This is a genomic window from Desulfobacula sp. (assembly GCF_014237455.1).
GTDB lineage: Bacteria > Desulfobacterota > Desulfobacteria > Desulfobacterales > Desulfobacteraceae > Desulfobacula.
The window spans coordinates 59,997-78,850 of sequence record NZ_JABZFL010000015.1 but is presented as its reverse complement, the minus strand read 5'-3'; the positions used below and the strand labels follow the sequence as shown (position 1 = coordinate 78,850).

At 45.8% G+C, this 18,854-nt stretch carries 15 protein-coding genes; all 15 read left to right on the top strand.

Features of this window, described 5'->3' with window-relative positions; genetic code table 11:
* Nucleotides 1-10 precede the first annotated feature (10 nt).
* Nucleotides 11-412 (top strand): cobalamin B12-binding domain-containing protein, encoded by a 402-nt coding sequence (locus HGJ91_RS02865; RefSeq protein ID WP_291346185.1) that lies wholly within the window; start codon nt 11-13, stop codon nt 410-412.
* A 5-nt stretch (nt 413-417) separates the two neighbouring features.
* Nucleotides 418-2,064: a methylmalonyl-CoA mutase gene (locus HGJ91_RS02860; protein ID WP_291346184.1), complete on the top strand. Its 1,647-nt coding sequence runs from the start codon at nt 418-420 to the stop codon at nt 2,062-2,064.
* Nucleotides 2,065-2,089: 25 nt separating this feature from the next.
* A complete protein-coding gene (locus HGJ91_RS02855) occupies nt 2,090-4,219 on the top strand; it encodes a hydantoinase/oxoprolinase family protein (protein ID WP_291346205.1) in 2,130 nt (709 codons plus the stop codon).
* Nucleotides 4,219-5,943, top strand: a complete 1,725-nt coding sequence (locus tag HGJ91_RS02850; protein WP_291346183.1) for a hydantoinase B/oxoprolinase family protein — start codon at nt 4,219-4,221, stop codon at nt 5,941-5,943. Before HGJ91_RS02855 ends, HGJ91_RS02850 begins: the two co-directional genes overlap by 1 nt.
* A gap of 12 nt (nt 5,944-5,955) precedes the next feature.
* The gene (locus HGJ91_RS02845) at nt 5,956-7,245 is read left to right on the top strand and encodes a phenylacetate--CoA ligase (RefSeq protein WP_291346182.1); all 1,290 of its coding nucleotides are present in this window, start codon (nt 5,956-5,958) and stop codon (nt 7,243-7,245) included.
* 14 nt (nt 7,246-7,259) lie between these two features.
* Nucleotides 7,260-8,141: a xanthine dehydrogenase family protein subunit M gene (locus HGJ91_RS02840; protein WP_291346181.1), complete on the top strand. Its 882-nt coding sequence runs from the start codon at nt 7,260-7,262 to the stop codon at nt 8,139-8,141.
* 14 nt (nt 8,142-8,155) lie between these two features.
* Nucleotides 8,156-8,635, top strand: coding sequence for a (2Fe-2S)-binding protein (locus HGJ91_RS02835; protein WP_291346180.1), 480 nt, complete (start codon nt 8,156-8,158; stop codon nt 8,633-8,635).
* The gene (locus tag HGJ91_RS02830; RefSeq protein ID WP_291346179.1) at nt 8,628-10,910 is read left to right on the top strand and encodes a xanthine dehydrogenase family protein molybdopterin-binding subunit; all 2,283 of its coding nucleotides are present in this window, start codon (nt 8,628-8,630) and stop codon (nt 10,908-10,910) included. The genes HGJ91_RS02835 and HGJ91_RS02830 overlap by 8 nt, the downstream gene beginning before the upstream one ends.
* A gap of 79 nt (nt 10,911-10,989) precedes the next feature.
* Complete coding sequence (locus tag HGJ91_RS02825; RefSeq protein WP_291346178.1) at nt 10,990-12,000, top strand: TRAP transporter substrate-binding protein; 1,011 nt, start codon at nt 10,990-10,992, stop codon at nt 11,998-12,000.
* Between the two features lie 63 nt (nt 12,001-12,063).
* A complete protein-coding gene (locus tag HGJ91_RS02820) occupies nt 12,064-12,555 on the top strand; it encodes a TRAP transporter small permease (RefSeq protein ID WP_291346177.1) in 492 nt (163 codons plus the stop codon).
* Nucleotides 12,552-13,856: a TRAP transporter large permease gene (locus tag HGJ91_RS02815; protein WP_291346176.1), complete on the top strand. Its 1,305-nt coding sequence runs from the start codon at nt 12,552-12,554 to the stop codon at nt 13,854-13,856. The genes HGJ91_RS02820 and HGJ91_RS02815 overlap by 4 nt, the downstream gene beginning before the upstream one ends.
* Nucleotides 13,857-13,927: 71 nt before the next feature.
* Nucleotides 13,928-14,932: an FAD binding domain-containing protein gene (locus HGJ91_RS02810; RefSeq protein ID WP_291346175.1), complete on the top strand. Its 1,005-nt coding sequence runs from the start codon at nt 13,928-13,930 to the stop codon at nt 14,930-14,932.
* Nucleotides 14,933-14,954: 22 nt separating this feature from the next.
* Nucleotides 14,955-15,464 (top strand): (2Fe-2S)-binding protein, encoded by a 510-nt coding sequence (locus HGJ91_RS02805; protein WP_291346174.1) that lies wholly within the window; start codon nt 14,955-14,957, stop codon nt 15,462-15,464.
* Between the two features lie 3 nt (nt 15,465-15,467).
* On the top strand, nt 15,468-17,813 hold the full coding sequence (locus HGJ91_RS02800; RefSeq protein WP_291346173.1) for a xanthine dehydrogenase family protein molybdopterin-binding subunit: 2,346 nt from the start codon (nt 15,468-15,470) through the stop codon (nt 17,811-17,813).
* 19 nt (nt 17,814-17,832) lie between these two features.
* A complete protein-coding gene (locus tag HGJ91_RS02795; protein ID WP_291346172.1) occupies nt 17,833-18,852 on the top strand; it encodes a molybdopterin-binding protein in 1,020 nt (339 codons plus the stop codon).
* Nucleotides 18,853-18,854: the final 2 nt, after the last annotated feature.

The following is an 18,854-nucleotide window of genomic DNA, read 5'->3' as shown; positions in this document are numbered from 1 at the left end:
AAAAGACCAAATGGAAACAACAAACAAAATTCGGGTACTGATTGCAAAACCCGGCCTTGACGGACATGACAAGGGCGCAAAAATTGTAGCCCTGGCCTTGAGGGATGCGGGTTACGAAGTGATCTATTCAGGACTTCACCAGACCCTTGACCAGATCATACAGACTGCCGGCCAGGAAGCCGTGGATGTCATCGGGTTAAGCATCATGTCAGGGGCACACCTGCCCATATGTGAGAAACTCATCGCCATGATGAAGGAGCAGGGGCTCAACGAAATCCGTCTGACCGTGGGCGGGGTCATTCCCTTTCAGGATATTCCCAAACTCAAAGAGATGGGAGTCGCCGCAGTGTTTCCCGGCGGAACCTCTTTTGAAGAGATCACCAAAGGGATGAATAGTCTAATAGAGAGGTAAAAACAATGGGTGTAGCAAAATATATCAAGGATGAAAGAGGAGCGATAAAAGAGGTGGTCTATCAGTCCGGCATAAAGATAAAACCGGCCTATGGTCCTGAAGATCTTGAGAAAGCGGGATTTACGTATGACAAAGATCTTGGAAGTCCCGGTGAATATCCGTTTACCCGCAGCCTTCATCCGCAAAGCTATCGCAGCCGTGCCTGGACCACGAGGCAGTACACGGGATTCGGCACTCCGGAAGAAACCAACGAACGGTTCAAGCTCATGATCGCTAACGGCCAGAACGGCCTGAACGTGGCCTTTGACCTGCCCACCCAGATGGGCTATGACTCGGATCATCCCCTGGCTGAAGGTGAAGTCGGGCGGGTGGGTATGGCTATTGACTCTCTTAAAGATTTTGAAACCGCTTTTGCTGGCATTCCTTTGGACAAAATTGGCTCAGGCTTGACCATCAATGCTGTGGCAACAATTATGATGGCTATGTATCAGGCGACTGCAGAAAAATTTGGGTATAAAAAAGAACAGATTTCCACCACTCCCCAGAATGATATTTTAAAGGAAATGATTGGTCGGGGCGCCTGGATTTTCCCTGTTGAACATGGCGTAAGGCTTGTCGGGGACTCAATCGAATACGCAGTCAAGGAACTGCCCAAATCCAACCCTGTGAGCCTGTGCGGATACCATATCCGTGAATCCGGGGCCACACCGGCCCAGGAAATTGCCTATGCATTCGAGATTGCCAAAGCCTACATCGACAATGTAGTGCAAAGAGGTATCAAACCTGAAGATTTTGTAGGTCGTTTTTCCTTTAATTTTAATGTGTACGGCAACCTGTGGGAACAGATTGCCAAGTTCAGGGCAGCAAGGAAACTCTGGGCAAAAATGCTGAAAAATGAATATGGCGTTACGGAAAAGAAAAAACTCTTTTTAAGAGGACTGTTTGGCGGCGGCGGTTCCGGCCTTACTAAAGAACAGCCGGAAAATAATATCATGAGAGGCGCCTATTATGCGCTCGGTGCAGCTCTGTCCGGCGCCCAGACCACAGCTCTGTGTTCCTTTGATGAAGCCTATACCATCCCCACCCCGCGCTCTGCCCTTCTCTCGCTTCGAACCCTTGAAATGCTCATGGATGAAGTGGGTTTAAGGGATACGGTTGATCCTCTTGCAGGGTCCTATTTTATTGAAACCCTCACCCTTGAGATGGAAGAAAAAATTCTTGAGGAGATGAAAAAGGTCCAGGAACTGGGTGGCATGGTCCAATGCATATCCAGCGGCCTTATCCAGAGAAAGGTATCCAGTCAGGCCTATGAGTATGAAAAAGGACTCCAGTCAGGTGAGTATAAAAAAGTAGGCCTCACTCCCGGAAAAACAGATAATGAGGCAGAGCAAACCGACGCTGGCGCTGTGGAACTTCATGAATATAACGAAGAATGGGCCAAAAAATCCAAAGCCAATTTAAAAGAACTTCGCCGCGCCAGGAATGACAAGGAAGTGACGGATAGCCTTAAAGCTCTTGAGAAAGCAGCCAGGGGTGATGAGAATGTCATGCCCTATCTGGTGAAATGCTGCCATGCCTATGCCACGGTGGGAGAAATGGCAGGTGTATTCAGGGATACTTTTGGAGAATGGAATGAGCCTGAATTTTACTAAAAAAAGGAGGTGCTAGTTGGAGCAAGTGACTTACCGTCTGGGGTGTGATATTGGCGGCACTTTTACTGATTTTGTTCTTGTGAATAATATAACAGGAGAGTTTCATACAAATAAATGCCTGACCACCCCGTCTGATCCATCGGATGCTATTGAACAGGGCATCAGGGAACTTGCCCAAATCCTGCCCGGGTTCATGGATAATGTTGAAGAAATCATCCACGGGACAACTCTGGTTATCAATGCAATTATTGAAAGAAAAGGAGCCAGAACAGGCCTGATAACAACTAAAGGATTCCGGGATATTTTAGAACTTGGAAGAGAAAAACGCTATGATGCCTATGATATTTTCAGCGAATACCCGGAACCAATTGTTCCCAGAGCAGACAGAGCAGAAATAGATGAACGGCTGACCTTTGACGGCAGAGTACTTAAAAATGTGGATACAAATGAAGTTCTCAAAGTTCTTGAAAAATTTAAAAAGGACGGGATAGAATCCATTGCTGTCTGCTTTATCAACTCCTATGAAAACTCAGTCAATGAAAAAAAGATAAAAGAAATAATTGAAAAAGAGGCGCCAGAACTATTTCTTTCCACATCATTTGAAGTACTGCCGGAAATCAAGGAATATGAACGAACCTGTACAACAGCTGTCAATGCCTATGTAAAACCTATAACTTTTTGGTATTTAAATAAACTTATCACCCGCCTTGGAACAATCGGTTTTGATGGTAAATTTTTTATCATGCTATCCTCGGGCGGGATCACTTCTATTGAAACGGCAAAAAATTTCCCTGTCAGAATCATTGAATCAGGACCGACTGCAGCTGTTATTGCTTCCCAGCATTATGGACAGATGTTTAATATTGCGGACATGTTCTGCTTTGATATGGGTGGGACAACAGCCAAGTCATGCCTGATTCAGGATGGCCATGCAGGACTTGTGTCCACCTTTGAGGTCGGACGTGTACAGCGCTTTCAAAAAGGCAGCGGTCTCCCCATCCAGGTGCCTGTTGTGGATTTAATGGAAATTGGTGCCGGCGGAGGAAGCATTGCTAAAATCAGCAGCCTTGGCCTTTTACAGGTTGGCCCTGAAAGCGCCGGCGCTGATCCCGGACCCGCCTGTTACAAACAGGGAGGAGATAATCCGACTGTAACAGATGCTGATCTTGTCTTAGGATATCTTGATCCTGATTTTTTCCTGGGCGGCACTATGGCCCTTGATATAGAACTTTCCAAAAAAGCAATTCAAGAAAAAATTGCCAGACCATTGGGCACAACAATGGTTGAAGCAGCTTTTGGTATCCATGATCTTATCAATGAAACCATGGCATCGGCCGCCAAAACCCATATCGCGGAAAAAGGCGGCAACCCCAACATAGTTACCGTGTCAGCCTTTGGTGGCGCAGGACCGGTTCACACCTATGGGCTTGCCAAAAAAATCGGCGCTGGATCCATTCTTGTGCCTCCTCTTGCAGGAGTCGGATCAGCACTTGGTTTCTTTACAGCTCCCGTAGCATTTGATCTTTCAAGAAGCCACAGGAAAGTACTTGATGAAGCAGATTTTAAAGGGATTGAACTTCTTTTTAATGAACTTGAACAAGAGAGTGCAAAAATTCTGGAAGGCGCTCAAAGCGGTGATGAAATCATTTTCGAAAGAACGCTTTTAATGCGCTTTGTAGGTCAGGGAGCTGAGATTGATCTTGGAATTGAACTCAAAGATTTTACGATGTTTTCCAAGGATGAAATCAGAACCATGTTTGATGAGGAATATAAACGACTCTATGGCAGGACCTCTGTTGAATCACCTGTGGAATTTGTGACGTTCAAGGTACGGGCAAGTCTTCCTAAAAAGCCGTTTTCAATTTCAAAACTATCAACCCAAAACCGTAATCTTGAAACCTGTATCAAGGGTGAGCGCCAGGCATTTTCTGTAATTAAAAAAGAGTATATTCCTTTTACAGTTTATGACCGATCTAAACTATTTGCCGATGCACAATTCAACGGACCTGCCATTATTGAGGAACGTGAATCCACAATAGTCATTGGGGAGGATGCTAAAGCTAAGGTTGATGACTACGGTTTTATCTGGATCAAGATTGTTAAATCAGGCGGCCCTATTAAATCAGATATTGGTCAGGTGGGGGGGTACAAATAATGAATAAAAATAATAGCAAATTCGACCCTATTACCCTGGAGATTCTCTGGAAACGGCTTGTTTCCATAGTGGATGAATCTGACGCATCTGTTATCAGAACAGCTTTTTCAAGTCTTTTAAGGGATGCCCACGATTATACCTGCATGTTTACAGATAGCCGTGGACAGGAGCTTGTACAAGGGACATTATGTACGCCGGGTCAGGCAGGTGCCATGGCGCTTGGTATGAAAAAGATTGTCAACTCCATTCCTCTGGAAGATTACAATGAGGGTGATGTCTTTATTATCAATGACCCCTGGCTTCTGGCCGGACATCTTAATGATGTCTGCGTGTGGAGCCCTATATTTTTCAAGGGCAGGCCTGTAGCATTTACAGCATGTGTGTTCCACCATACTGATATTGGAGGAAGAACCGCTTCCGACAATCGTGATGTCTATGCAGAAGGCCTTTATATTCCTTTAACAAAGCTCTATGATGCAGGCAGACTCAATGAGAGTCTTGTGAACATGATCCGCTGGAATGTAAGAACAGCAACAGAGTTTGACGGAGATATCCGTTCCCAGGTGGCAGCAAATCATATTTGTTCCCAGAAAATTATAGAAATGATGGAAGACGAGGGCTTAGATACCCTTGATGATCTTGCTGACGAAATTATAGACAGAACTGAAATAAGCATGCGCAAAGCCATTGAAAAAATTACCGATGGTACCTATGCACACTCCGGCATTATCGAAGGCGCAGGGAACAAACCGGATATTCCCATCAAACTTACCGTTAAAGTAGATGGCTCTAACATTCATGTTGATTTTGACGGCACATCCCAACAGGTAGACTGGGGTGTGAATGTGGTTTATAATTTTACCTATGCATATGTGTTCATGGCAATTAAATCCGCTTTTGATCCTGGAATTCCTATTAATGAGGGGGCGATTCGTCCCATATCAATGACAGCCCCTGAAGGGACGATTGTCAATTGTACATTTCCGGCAGCCGTAGCTGCAAGAATGGTAGTGGGTCATTTTATGACTGAAATGGTTTTTAATGCGCTTGCCAAAGCTGCTCCCGACAATATTATTGCAGGTTCCGGCGGAACCCCAGCCCAGACCAATATTTTTCATGGCTCCTTTGCCAATGGTAAGCCATGGCACACCATGATCATCCGTGGCGGTGGAATGGGAGCTTCTTCAAGATTTGACGGCCATCACTGTGCTATTTTCCCGGCCAATGGTGCGAACACACCCGTTGAAATTCTTGAAAGTGATACAACAATGATTGTTGAATCAAGAAGCCTGATTCAAGACTCAGGAGGGCCGGGGAAACAGCGAGGCGGCATTGGCAGACAGATGGTCATACGGTCTCCGGATGATGGGGATAATTCTCCGGGAACAACTTCCATTGCAGTGCAGGCAGGACGCTATATTTATCCACCCGATGGCATATTCGGCGGGAAAGACGGCTCAAAAGCAAAATATCTTAAAAATGGAAAAAATGCTGATCCAAGTGGACTTACCTTTTGTGATCCGGGAGACCGAATTTCATTTATCAGTGCCGGCGGTGGCGGATATGGAGATCCCTTTGAGCGGGACCCCGAAGCTGTCGAACGTGATGTACAATATGGGTATGTAAGTATTAAAAAAGCAAAACAGGATTACGGTGTTATTATTGAACCTGACTCTCTCAAACTTGACCTTACAGCAACCCTGCAACTCCGTGAAAACAAATAAGGGAAGGATACAATGAAAAAAAGCTTTATGCCGCAGTTCAAAAATATTGACCACCTCTTTGAACATCAACTTGAAGGACTTAAATGGACCGTTGCCCATGCTTACAAAGGTTCACCCTTTTACAGAAAACATTTGGAAGCGGCAGGTGTGACGCCCTCGGATATAAAGTCTCTTGACGATCTATCCCGTCTTCCCTTTACCACAGGAAACGATCTCAAGGAAGGCTATCCCCTGCCCTTGCTGTCAGTACCGGAAAAAGACGTGGTTCGTATTCATGCTTCCTCCGGCACCACGGGGAAACGAAAAGTTCTCTCTTATACACAGAATGATTTAGACGTATGGTTTGACATGTTTGCCCGATGCTATGAAATGGCAGGCCTTACAAAAGAGGACAGAGTACAGATTGCCGTCGGATACGGTGTCTGGACAGCCGGCATGGGGTTTCAGCTGGGATGTGAACGCTTAGGCGCCATGGCAATTCCCGTGGGTCCCGGCAACATTGACATGCAATGCCAGTTCCTTGTTGACATGCAGTCCACGGTCTTTTGTTGCACCGCATCCATGGCGCTTCTCATGGCCGAAGAAGTCAACAAACGAGGCATTAAAGACCAGATCAATTTAAAGAAAATTATCCTGGGATCGGAACGGTGCAGTTCTGCCATGCAGACAAAAATAACAAGGCTTCTTGGACTTGAAGACATGTTTGACATCACCGGAATGACTGAACTTTACGGACCGGGAACCGGCCTTGACTGCCCTAAGCATGAAGGAATTCACTACTGGGCAGACAAATATATCCTTGAAATTTTAGACCCGGACACCCTGAAACCAGTTAAGGACGGAGAAGTCGGTGAAATGGTGGTAACAACCCTGTGCAAAGAAGCAGCCCCTCTTGTGCGGTACCGGACAAGAGACCTCACCCGCAAGATCTCCAAATCCTGTTCCTGTGGGAATATCCTTCCCATGCATGACAAAATCATGGGGCGTTCCGATGATATGATCATCTTGAGAGGGGTTAATATCTATCCCGGACAGATTGATGAGGTATTGTCTTCCATATCTGAAATGGGAAGTGAGTACCAGCTGTATCTTGACAGAAAAGAGGACGGCAAAGAGTACATGACGATCAAGGTAGAAACACGGCAGAGGATTGGTATAGCAAATTTGGAAAATATCAAGACTAAAATTAAAAAAACGATAAAGGCAAAAATCATGGTCAGTTGTGACGCTCACATCTGTGCATACGGTGAACTACCCCGATATGCGGGTAAGGCACAGCGTATCTTTGATAACCGCACCTAAAAAAAGGAAACCATATGAAAGCATTTAAATATTTATCCCCCACAACCGTTGAAGAGGCCATTGCTTTCCATAGCCGGCACAGCGAGACAGCCAAATATATTGGCGGGGGAACAGATGTGATTGTCAAAGTTAAGGAAGGCTGGATGGAACCGGACTACCTGATTTCCCTGAAAAAAATAGGCGACATGAGTGAGCTGCATAAAAATGATGCCACCGGCGAGCTTTCCATTGGTGCCATGGTCACCCATGCAACCCTGGAAAAATCTCTTATGATCCGGAACGAGTATCCCATTATCCATGATGCTGTCTCCAATATCGGATCTTTACAGGTGAGAAATGTAGGAACTATCGGCGGCAACCTGATCAATGCCGTACCATCGGCTGACGGGGCCATCCCCTTGATTGCCCTGGACGGGATGGCGCTTCTTCACGGCCCTGACGGTGAACGGTCCGTGGAAGTGAAAGATCTGTTTATTGCACCCTATAAAACTATTTTAAAACCCAGAGAAATCCTGAAAAAAATCACCATTCCGCCCCAGGCACCCCATACCGGAAGTGCGTATATAAAATTCGGTCGCAGGGCTGCCATGGAGCTTCCCTTGATCGGTATCGGGGTTTTGTTAACCCTGGATGATGATCTTCAAACATGCCCCAGGGCAAGGATCTGTTTAGGTGTTGCCGCTCCTACCCCAATGCGGGCTTTTGATGCCGAGAATTTTCTGGTCGGGAAAAAGATTGATGAGAACATCCTGATAGAAGCCGGCAAAATTGCAGCAGACGAATCCAAGGTCAGGGACAGTGTCAGGGGAAAAGCCTGGCACAGAAAAGAAATGATACTGGTCCATGTAAGACGAATGGGACTTAAATGTCTGAATATGATAAAAGACAACAATTAGGAGAAACTTTACCCATGACAACAAATATATCTTTTTTATTAAATGGTGATGAGATCTCTTATGATATCAAGGACCATTGGACCCTGTTACACCTGTTAAGGGAGGAAATGGGGCTTATCGGAACAAAAGAGGGATGCGGAAATGGTGAATGCGGTGCCTGCACTGTTATTGTTGATAAACTGGCTGTAAATTCCTGTCTTTATCTGGCTGTAGAAGCCGATGGAAAAACAATTGAAACCATTGAGGGACTTGCCTCAACCGAGGGCAGCCTTCATCCGCTGCAGCAGTCTTTTGTGGACAACGGCGGTATCCAGTGCGGATTCTGCACGCCGGGTATGATCATGTCTTCCAAAGCATTGCTGGATGAAAACCCTGATGCAGATCGAGAAGAAATAAAGCATGCCCTTGCCGGAAACATCTGCCGGTGTACGGGATATATACAAATTTTTGAATCTGTTGAGGCTGTCAAAGGCATGGGAGGACAAAATGAGTAAAAATAACAGCGAGTTCAGTGTGGTTGGAAAACGAATTCCCAAACTGGATGCAGCCCAGAAAGCTATGGGCAGAGCAGAATATATTCAGGATGTCAAACTCCCCGGCATGCTTTTCGGAAAGATTCTTTACAGTAAACATGCCCATGCAAATATTGTTAAAATTGATACATCAAAAGCAAAAGCTTTGGCCGGAGTCCATGCAGTTCTCACTGGAGAAGATGTTCCCAAGAAAATGAAAATGGGATTTATCAAGGACAATCCTCCCATAAAAAAAGGAAATGTCTGCTCCCTTAGAGATGAAGTGGCTGCTGTTGCAGCTATAAGTCCTGAAATTGCAAAAAAAGCCCTTGATCTTATTGAAATTGAGTATGAAGAACTTGAAGGTATTTTTGATCCTGAAAAAGCAATGGAAAAAGATTCTCCGCTTGTGCATGAGCACCTTAAATCAAATGTACTTAAAATGCCATGGAATATTCATTACGGAGATGTAGAAAAAGCAGAAAAAGAATCTGCCTTTGTGGTTGAAGACCGGTTTACCACCACATGGGTAACCCATTGCTGTATGGGAACAAGTGGTGCTGTCGCTTTGTTTGATGCATCGGAAAACCTGACAATTTACACCAATACACAAATTCCATCCCTTGCCCATAAAGACTTTCTTGAAGCCTTAAAAGCCATGGGGCTTGAAAACAAACGTGTCAGGGTCATTAAACCTGTTATCGGCGGTGGATTTGGCAGCAAGCTTGATACCTATGCTTATGAGCATATTGCTATTCTTCTGGCATACAAATGCCGCAAACCTGTAAAAATTGTTTTTGACCGCGTGGAAGAGTTCAAGGCAACCTCTACAAGACAGCCCACAGTGACTTACATCAAACAAGGCTGCGATAAAAACGGAAAACTGACTTTCAGAGATATGAGAATGGTATTGGACAATGGCGGGCATACCTCCTGGGGAGCAACAACGCCTTCGGTTATGTTGATGCCTATAAGTTCTCTTTACAGAGTTGAAAATGTAAAATACAATGCAAAATGTGTTTATACCAATAATACCTATTCCCAGGCCATGAGAGGGTATGGAAACCCCCAGGCCACATTTGCCATTGAAAGCAGCATGGACATGCTGGCGGAGAAAGCAGGCATTGATCGGATTGAATTCAGAAAAATAAACAAAAATCAATCTGGAGATGAAACTCCCCAGGGTCTTAAAATAACCTCCTGCGGTCTTGAAGAATGTATTGATGCCGTAAAGGAAGAACTTAAGTTTGACGGAAAAAATGAAAAAGGTATTGGAACAGGCATTGCTTCTTTAATTCATGTAGGTGGTGGAGCAAGGATTTATGGTTCAGACGGATGCGGTGCTATTTTAAAAATGGATGACTACGGCAAGGTAGATATCTTTACCGGTGGGACAGATATGGGCCAGGGACTTGACAACATTACCGCCCAGATTGTGGCAGAAGAACTCGGGCTTTTGGCTGAAGATATCAATGTGGTGCATTCAGATACGGATATCTGCCCCTGGGATGTCGGTGCCCATGCCAGCCGAAGCACCTTTGTGGCAGGAAATGCAGCGCTTGGTGCGGCTAAGAAAGTTAAGAAAAAAATTCAGGTCTTTGCTTCAAAACTTTTTGATGTACCTGCCCAGGAGATTGAATTAAAGGATAAGCTTGTATTTGTTCCAGGGGATCGGGAAAAAAGCATGCTCATCGGCAAACTTTTAAGGAAAGCCCATTTCAGGCCCGGCGGAACTATGCTCATGGCAGAGCATTTTTATGATCCTGACAATGAAAACATGGGTAAGGAACTTAAAGGAAATATGTCCATGACATACTCTTTTGGTGCCCATGGGGCAAAAGTCAAAGTGGATGAAGAAACCGGCAAAGTAGAGGTCCTTGAATATGTGGCAGCCCATGATGTGGGCCGGGCCATCAATCCCCTGCTCCTTGAAGGCCAGGTCTATGGCGGCGTTATAATGGGACTTGGTTATGCCTTGACAGAAGAAGTCACAGTCAAGGACGGAGAAATTATGAACGCTAATTTCAGGGACTACAAATTGTTTACTGCCAAAGATGCCGTAAAAATCAAAGCTCCGGTAATTGAAACCGACGATAAGGACGGTCCTTTCGGTGCCAAGGGAATTGGAGAACCCGGATGTGTTCCCACTGCTCCGGCCATTGCAAATGCGATTTATGATGCTGTTGGTGTCAGGATTAAAGATCTCCCCATTACGCCCGAAAAAGTGCTGGCTGCTTTAAAGGATAAAAACGGTTAATGTGAATAGGAACAGATTTTAAATCTGTCCCTGAAACTTATAACAGAGCAAATGTGCTCTCAATAACGGAGGTTAAACCATGGTAAAACGATCAATTTTTTCAGCAACACTTTTTTTATTTGCTATTGTCACCTGCCTTTTAATATTTCAAACTCCTGTAATGGCAGGCAAAATCAAACTCAATTATGCCAATTTCCCACCGGCTCCCACATTCCCCTGTGTTCAAATGGAAAGATGGAAAGTTGAAGTTGAAAAACGCACCAACGGACAGGTCCAGATCAATACATTCCCCGGCGGAACCCTTCTGGGTGCCAAGGGAATGATGGATGGTGTTATTGCAGGGCAGTCGGACATCGGAAATATCTGCATGGCCTATCAACCGGGAAGATTTATTGTCACCAATGCCACAAGTCTTCCGCTTGGCATCAAGGATGCCAAAAAAGGCAGCATCGCCCTTCTCAAATTATATGAAAAATATCAACCCAAAGCTTTTAAGGATGTCGTTGTTCTGGCCATGTTTACCAATGCCCCCGGAAATGTCATGTCAAAAGTTCCGGTAAGAACTCTTGCCGATATCAAGGGGCTGGATTTAAGAGCATCCGGCGGTGCCGCCCAGATTCTGAAAGCCTGGGGAGCCAATCCTGTGGGAATGCCCATGCCGGCAACTGTTGAAGCTTTGCAGAAAGGAACGGTTAAAGGCCTTTTCTCTTCGCTGGAAGTCATGAAGGACTTTAAATTCGCTGAAAACTGCAAATATGTTACCATGACCGATACGGTATTATACCCCTTTTCTGTTATTATGAATAAAACGAAATGGGCTTCATTACCTGCTGATGTACAGAAAGTCATGATGGATCTTAAAGAAGAACAGTCTCTCTGGACCGGGGCTTACATGGATGAGCAGATTAAAAAATCGATTGCCTGGTCAAAAGAGGCCAACAATGTTGAATTTATCTCTCTTTCAGCCGGAGAAAAAACCAAATGGGATGCTAAACTTGATTTTATAACTGAAAAATGGATTGCAGGTGCCAAAGAAAAGGGCCTTCCTGCAGAAGAGATTATCAAGGATATTAAAGCCTTTGCCCAATAACTTTCTTGTTTACAAATTACCTCTAACCGCCATGCGGCGGTTAGAGGGTTTCGGAGACTCCACATGGATCTTTTAATGAGAATCAATAAATTTTTGAATAAGCTGCTCACGCTGACCGGAGGTGCATTTCTCCTGGGCATGATTCTTCTGACCTGTGCCAACATCTTTATCCGGCAGTTTTATATCCCCATCAGAGGCACTTTTGAACTCATGGGATATGCCGGGGCGGTTGTAACGGCGTTTGCCCTTGGATACACCCAGTTTACCAATGGGCATATCTCCGTAGATGTTCTGGTCAATGCCTATCCTAAACCGCTTAAACGGATTGTATCCATTATTAACCACGGGGTTTGCTGTGCCTTCTTTTCCATTGCTTCCTGGCATATTGTTCAAAAGGCCTTGACACTGAAAAATGCAGGTGAACTCTCCGAAACCTTGAGAATTATCTATTATCCCTTTACCTTTGCCGTGGCATTCGGCTGTTTTGTTCTTGCCCTGGCGATCTTTACAGATTTTTTAAAGGCCATTTTGCCGCAAAAGGAGATCTCCAGATGAGCCTCACCCTGATCGGCATTATCGGTATCTTTGCTTTACTGTTTATCCTGTTTGTCTTCGGCATCCCTGTTGGATTTGCCATGGGCCTTGTGGGATTCTGCGGATTTTCCTATGTCATTTCTCTTACTGCAGGATTCAACATGCTGGCAACGGTCACATGGGATACCTTTTCCAAATACGGGCTGACAGTAATCCCGCTGTTTATCTTTATGGGCCAGATTGCCTTTTATTCCGGAGTCAATGAAAAACTTTACACTGCCGCCTATAAATGGGTGGGCCACGTCAGGGGCGGTATTGCCATGGCAACTATCCTGGCATGCTCTGCCTTTGCAGCCATCTGCGGTTCCAATGCAGCTACGGCAGCCACCATGACCACGGTTGCCCTGCCCCAGATGAACAAATACAAGTATGAACCCATGCTCAGCACAGGAGCCATTGCCTGCGGGTCAACCCTGGGAGTAGTTATTCCACCAAGTGTTGTCCTGATTATTATCGGGCTTTCCACGGAACAGTCCATTGCCAAACTCTTTTACGGCGGGCTTGGTGCCGGCATTCTGCTTGCCCTGCTTTTGACCCTCACCGTCTACGTGCTTTGTACCATCTATCCTGAATGGGGGCCTGTGGGGGGAAAAACCACATTTAAGGAAAAGATAAAATCCCTTACCGGTGCCGTTGAAATGCTCATTCTTTTCCTGGTCGTCATGATCGGACTCTACTTCGGACTGTTCACCCCGACAGAAGCAGGCGCCATTGGATCATTCTTTGCCGTTGTCATCGGCGTGGTGCAAAAAAATCTTTCCTGGAATGATTTTTATAATTCCATTTTCGACACCCTGAAAATATCCTGCATGGTCATTGTGATCATCACAGGCGCCATGATATTCGGACGGTTTCTGGCCATTACAAGAATACCCTTTGATATTGCCTCCTGGGTGGTCGCCCTTCCCTTTTCCAAACTGACCATCATGGCCATCATCTTTTTAATTTACATGATCGGTGGGGCTGTCATGGATGCCCTGGCCCTTTTGCTCATCACGATTCCCATTTTCTTTCCTGTGGCCGTAGAACTCGGGTATGATCCCATCTGGTTCGGGGTCACCATTACCATTGTCACCACACTGGGTGCTGTGACACCGCCTGTGGGGGCTACCACCTATGTGGTTGGCGGCATGGCAAAAGATGTGCCTCTTGAACGGGTGTTTAAGGGTGTTGCCTATTTTCTGCCGGCCTATATTATTTGTGTAATTTTAATGATGCTTTTCCCGAAAGTGGTCCTGTTTTTACCGAACCTCTTGAATTAATAAACGGGGTCAAGCTTGGCTTATTGATGCAATAAGCCAAGCTTGACCCCAAATAAAAAGGAGAAAAAACCGTGCGGTTACCAAGGTTTGACTATTTAGGACCTGAAACGCTTGATCAAACCCTTGACCTTTTAGCCACTCACAAGGATGATGCGAAAATCCTTGCAGGGGGAACGGATCTTCTGGTCAGGATGAAAAAAGGGTTGTTAAAACCAAAAACTCTCATCAGCCTCAAAGCCTTGAACGAATTATCCTATATTAATAAAAAAGACGGATGTATTAAAATCGGTGCCAGAACATCCATAGCAGATATTATTGCTTCGGATCTTATTCAAAAAAAAGCCAAAGCGCTGTTCCAGGCATGTGAAAAAATCGGGGCCATTACCATCCAGCATGACAGGGGTACCATTGGCGGAAACATCCTCCAGGACAATAGGTGCCATCACTACAACCAATCGGATTTCCATAGATCCGGGCGCCAGGCCTGCCACAAGGATGGTGGAAAAATCTGTTATGCTCGAGAAGAAGCAGACCGGTGCAACTCCACCTGCCAGTCAGACGGTGCCACGGCTCTCATGACCTTAAACGCCAAAATCATTTTGGCAAGAAAAGGCGGGGAGAGAACCATGGATCTTGCCGACTTTTACACCACTGACGGCATCATGCCCTTTGCCATGGAATCCCATGAACTCCTAAAAGAAATTATCATACCCATAGGGGGTGCCCAGAGTGCCTATAAGCGCCTTGCCTACCGGTCTGCCATTGATTACCCCATTGTCTGTGCCGGCGTTCTTTTAAAACTATCCGACACTCAAAAAAATGAAATAGATGACGTGCGAATCGTTGTCGGTGCCATGGGAAGGTCGCCTCTCTTCCTTGCCCAGGCATCATCTTCTTTAAAAGGAAAAAAATTATCTGATACAGTCGCCTTTAAAAGGGCAGCCGATATTGCAATGGATAATGCATCAACATTTGCCGTTCACAATGTGGGCGCAACCCTTGAGTACCGATGTGCCATGGTGTCGCAAATGGTATTCCAGGCGCTTGAGCAGGCAGCCTTGGCTGCAAGGGAATAACCGAATAACGGAGTTTTTAAACATGGAAAAAATAAAGATCACCTTAAATATAAATGATAAACCCTATGACGTCCGGGTCTTTCCCAATGACACCCTTTTGGAAGTATTGCGGGATGAGCTTGATCTGACCGGATCAAAAGAAAGTTGCGGTGAAGGCGTTTGCGGGTCCTGTACCGTTCACATGGACGGAAATCCTGTCCGGTCCTGCCTGACTCTTGCCATGGAAGCCACAGGAACAAAGATTAAAACAGTGGAAGGGCTTGCCACCGAGGATGATTTGTCAGATCTTCAGCAGTCCTTTATCGACCACGGGGCTGTCCAATGCGGATTCTGCACCCCGGGCATGCTCATGTCAGCCGATGCACTGCTGAATAAAAATTCCAAGCCCGATGAAAAAACCGTCCGAAAAGCCCTTGCCGGAAATATCTGCCGGTGTACCGGTTATGCAAAAATTGTTGAAGCCGTGGCCCATACAGGCAATCCACAGGACCATTGCCCAGACTGTAAGACTGGTGGTAAAACAAAGGAGTAAAAAATGTCTGATTATACCTCAGATTATACTATTGTTGGAAAAAGAATGCCCAGAGTTGATTCCAGAGCCAAGGTCATGGGAAAGGCAAAGTTTACTGCTGATTTGAAACTGCCCGGCATGCTGGTGGGAAAAATCAAAAGAAGCCCCTATGCCCACGCCCGTATTCTAAATATTGATACCTCAAAGGCCGAAGCACTTCCCGGAGTCAAAGCGATTGTTACCGGAAAAGAGACCAAAGGCGTTAAATGGGGAGTATTTGCTTATACCCGGGACCAACAATTTATCCAGATAGAAAAAGTCAGATATATTGGGGATGAAGTGGCAGGTGTGGCGGCTGTGGATGAAGACACCGCTCTTAAAGCCCTTGATCTCATTGAAGTTACGTACGAGGAGCTGCCGCCCGTATTTGATCCCATGGAAGCCATGGTATCGGAAACCGAACTCATCCATGAGGATTTTCCCAACAATATTAATGTCCATGTGAATATTGATACGGGAAATGTGGACGAAAACTTTGAAAAGGCCTACTATATCAGGGAAGATACCTATGTGGCACCGGAAGAATCTTATTTCCAGGCTGAGCCCTATGCAGTTGCCGCAAGATTTGACCATGAAGACTGCCTGGAGGTCTGGTGTCCTAACGGCGGACCCCATATGAAATCCAAACCGTTATCCAATGCTTTCAAACTTCCGCTTCACAAGGTAAAAGTAAAAAAAATAGCCATTGGTGGTGCATTCGGGGGCCGGTCCGAAATCTGCCCGGTAGACTATATCTGTGCCCTTCTGGCAAAAAAGACCAAACGGCCTGTCAGAATTCAGTTCACACGAGAAGAAAACACCATTGCCACCCGACAGGGGCATGCCATGATCACCACCCATAAAACAGGGGTGGACAAGGACGGAAGGGTCCTGGCAAGAGAAACCACCTGCTATATGGATGGAGGTGCCTATTCCAGTACTGGGCCCATTGCCACAAGCGTGCCCTTTCTTTCCATGGAACAGGCTTACAGGATGGAAAGCGTTCGGTACAACGGGTACAGGATTTATACCAACAAACCCATCAGGGGCATGATAAGAACCCACGGACGGGGATTTGCCTGTGGGCTCGATACCCAGCTGGACATGATAGCAGACCATCTTGGCATTGATCCCGTGGAGATGAGGTTAAGAAATTCCCGGCAGCCGGGTGAATATACCAGTACAAAATCCTATGTCGATTCCTGTGCCATGGATGAGACCATTCATAAGGCTGTTGAAAAGTCCGGGTTCAAGGAAAAATGGGGAAAACTACCCCCATATCATGGTATCGGTATCGGGACAAACTCTGTACAGACCGGATTTCCCATGGGAATCCGCGGTGGTTCCCAGTCTTTTATCAAGTTTAATGAAGACGGGGAGGCAACGGTCATGTCAGGGGTTGTGGATAACGGCCAGGGAAATGACAACATGCTGGTCCAGATAGCCGCCGAAGAGCTGGGACTTTTACCCGAAGACATCCATCTGGTTTCGGCCGACACAGAGACCACGTCTTCTGATCCGGGGTCCTATTCCCAGGTCTCCACCTTTGTGGGCGGTCATGCTGTGAAGATCGCAGCACAGAACTGTAGAGAAAAACTCTTTGAGGTGGCTTCAAAATTGTTGAAAGTGGAACCTGACAAGCTTGCGGCAAAAAACCGCCTGATTTTTGTCAAAGATGACCCTGGCTCGAAGAGATGCAAAGCATCAAAATCCATCCCTATTAAAAAGGTGGTGCGAATCAGCCTTTTGAATTTTAATTCCGTTAATGCTGAAGGCGGATACTGGCCCAAAGTGGACATGAAACGCGAATGGGTTAAAAATCCCTACGGCCAGATGTGTGAAGCCTTTTCATTCGGCACCACTATTGTTGAAGTCAAAGTGGACCCTGACACGGGTCAGGTTGAGGTGCTGGAGGCAACCGCTGCCCAGGATGTGGGATATGGTATAAATCCCCTGGTTCTGGAAGGGCAGTTTGAAGGCGCCCTTACCATGGGCGGACAGGGCGGTATGCTCACTGAATATCATGAATGGAAAGACGGCAGATGCATCAACCCCACCATGCTGGATTATAAACTGCCCCTGGCCTGTGACATGCCCAAAATCAATACTATCATTGTGGAGTCCATTGACCCCAAAGGGCCATACGGGGCCAAGGAAGCCGGCATGTCCATTGCCATGTCGGCGGCACAAGGCTACAGCGCAGCTGTCAGTAATGCCATCGGTGTCTATATGGACTCATTTCCTTTAACCCCGGACAAAATCCTTGCCGCCATTAAGGGAAAAAAAGCCCAGGCTGAAAAAAAAACATCAAAAAATAATGCGGTCAATTGATCACGACCAGGATATATAAATGAAAAAGCTCAAAGTTGAAGATGCAGTTGGAACCGTTCTCGCCCATGATATGACACGGATCATCCGGGGAAAATTCAAAGGGGTTGGATTTAAAAAAGGATATGTCATACAAAAAAAAGATATTCCGGAACTTTTAAAAATCGGGAAGCAGTATCTCTATGTCCTTGATCTTGGAAATGATCAACTCCATGAAGATGATGCTGCAAAAAGGATAGCAAGTGCTATTTCAGATCAGGACCTTGAATTTTCTGAACCCCGGGAAGGTAAAATAAATATAAGTACAAAGCATGCAGGCCTGCTAAAAATCAATGTTGATGCCCTGCTCCAGGTCAACAAAATGGAAAACATTATTGTGGCCACATTAAAAAATAATTTTCCCTGCAAAAAAGGAGAAATCATTGCAGGCACTCGGATCATTCCATTAACTATCCCGACAGAGAACATTGAAGTTTTGGAAACACTGACAAAAAAGACAGGAACCCTTCTTTCAGTCAAACCCTACAAATCCTTAAAAATTGGTGCTGTGGTAACGGGTTCTGAAGTCTTTAACGGCCTGATCACAGATGATTTTGGCCCGTCCGTCGGGAAAAAAATTACAGATGCCGGATGTACACTCATCAAAAAAATCATCGTACCCGATGAAGAGAAGGCCATTTCCAATGCCATCCTGGAATTAAAAAAACTGGGATGCGAAATGATTATTACCACGGGAGGACTTTCCGTTGACCCGGATGATGTCACCCGCCAGGGGGTTATCAGGACGGGTGCCGATGTTACATTTTACGGCAGTCCTGTTCTTCCCGGGGCCATGCTCATGGTCTCACGGCTTGCTGACATACCCATTATCAGCCTGCCGGCCTGTGTGTTTTATTACAAGCAGACCGTGTTTGACCTGATTTTCCCAAGGGTTCTGGCCGGAGAAATAATCACTGAAGATGATATTGCAGCCATGGGTCATGGCGGATTGTGCATGAATTGCAAGGTCTGTCATTATCCTGTCTGTTCATTCGGAAGATAAAA

What these genes read in the sequence shown, in the direction of transcription:
- HGJ91_RS02865 (WP_291346185.1), top strand. Translation starts at nt 11, where the DNA reads ATGGAAACAACAAACAAAATTCGGGTACTGATTGCAAAACCCGGCCTT.
- HGJ91_RS02860 (WP_291346184.1), top strand. Translation starts at nt 418, where the DNA reads ATGGGTGTAGCAAAATATATCAAGGATGAAAGAGGAGCGATAAAAGAG.
- HGJ91_RS02850 (WP_291346183.1), top strand. Translation starts at nt 4,219, where the DNA reads ATGAATAAAAATAATAGCAAATTCGACCCTATTACCCTGGAGATTCTC.
- HGJ91_RS02845 (WP_291346182.1), top strand. Translation starts at nt 5,956, where the DNA reads ATGAAAAAAAGCTTTATGCCGCAGTTCAAAAATATTGACCACCTCTTT.
- HGJ91_RS02840 (WP_291346181.1), top strand. Translation starts at nt 7,260, where the DNA reads ATGAAAGCATTTAAATATTTATCCCCCACAACCGTTGAAGAGGCCATT.
- HGJ91_RS02835 (WP_291346180.1), top strand. Translation starts at nt 8,156, where the DNA reads ATGACAACAAATATATCTTTTTTATTAAATGGTGATGAGATCTCTTAT.
- HGJ91_RS02830 (WP_291346179.1), top strand. Translation starts at nt 8,628, where the DNA reads ATGAGTAAAAATAACAGCGAGTTCAGTGTGGTTGGAAAACGAATTCCC.
- HGJ91_RS02825 (WP_291346178.1), top strand. Translation starts at nt 10,990, where the DNA reads ATGGTAAAACGATCAATTTTTTCAGCAACACTTTTTTTATTTGCTATT.
- HGJ91_RS02820 (WP_291346177.1), top strand. Translation starts at nt 12,064, where the DNA reads ATGGATCTTTTAATGAGAATCAATAAATTTTTGAATAAGCTGCTCACG.
- HGJ91_RS02815 (WP_291346176.1), top strand. Translation starts at nt 12,552, where the DNA reads ATGAGCCTCACCCTGATCGGCATTATCGGTATCTTTGCTTTACTGTTT.
- HGJ91_RS02805 (WP_291346174.1), top strand. Translation starts at nt 14,955, where the DNA reads ATGGAAAAAATAAAGATCACCTTAAATATAAATGATAAACCCTATGAC.
- HGJ91_RS02800 (WP_291346173.1), top strand. Translation starts at nt 15,468, where the DNA reads ATGTCTGATTATACCTCAGATTATACTATTGTTGGAAAAAGAATGCCC.
- HGJ91_RS02795 (WP_291346172.1), top strand. Translation starts at nt 17,833, where the DNA reads ATGAAAAAGCTCAAAGTTGAAGATGCAGTTGGAACCGTTCTCGCCCAT.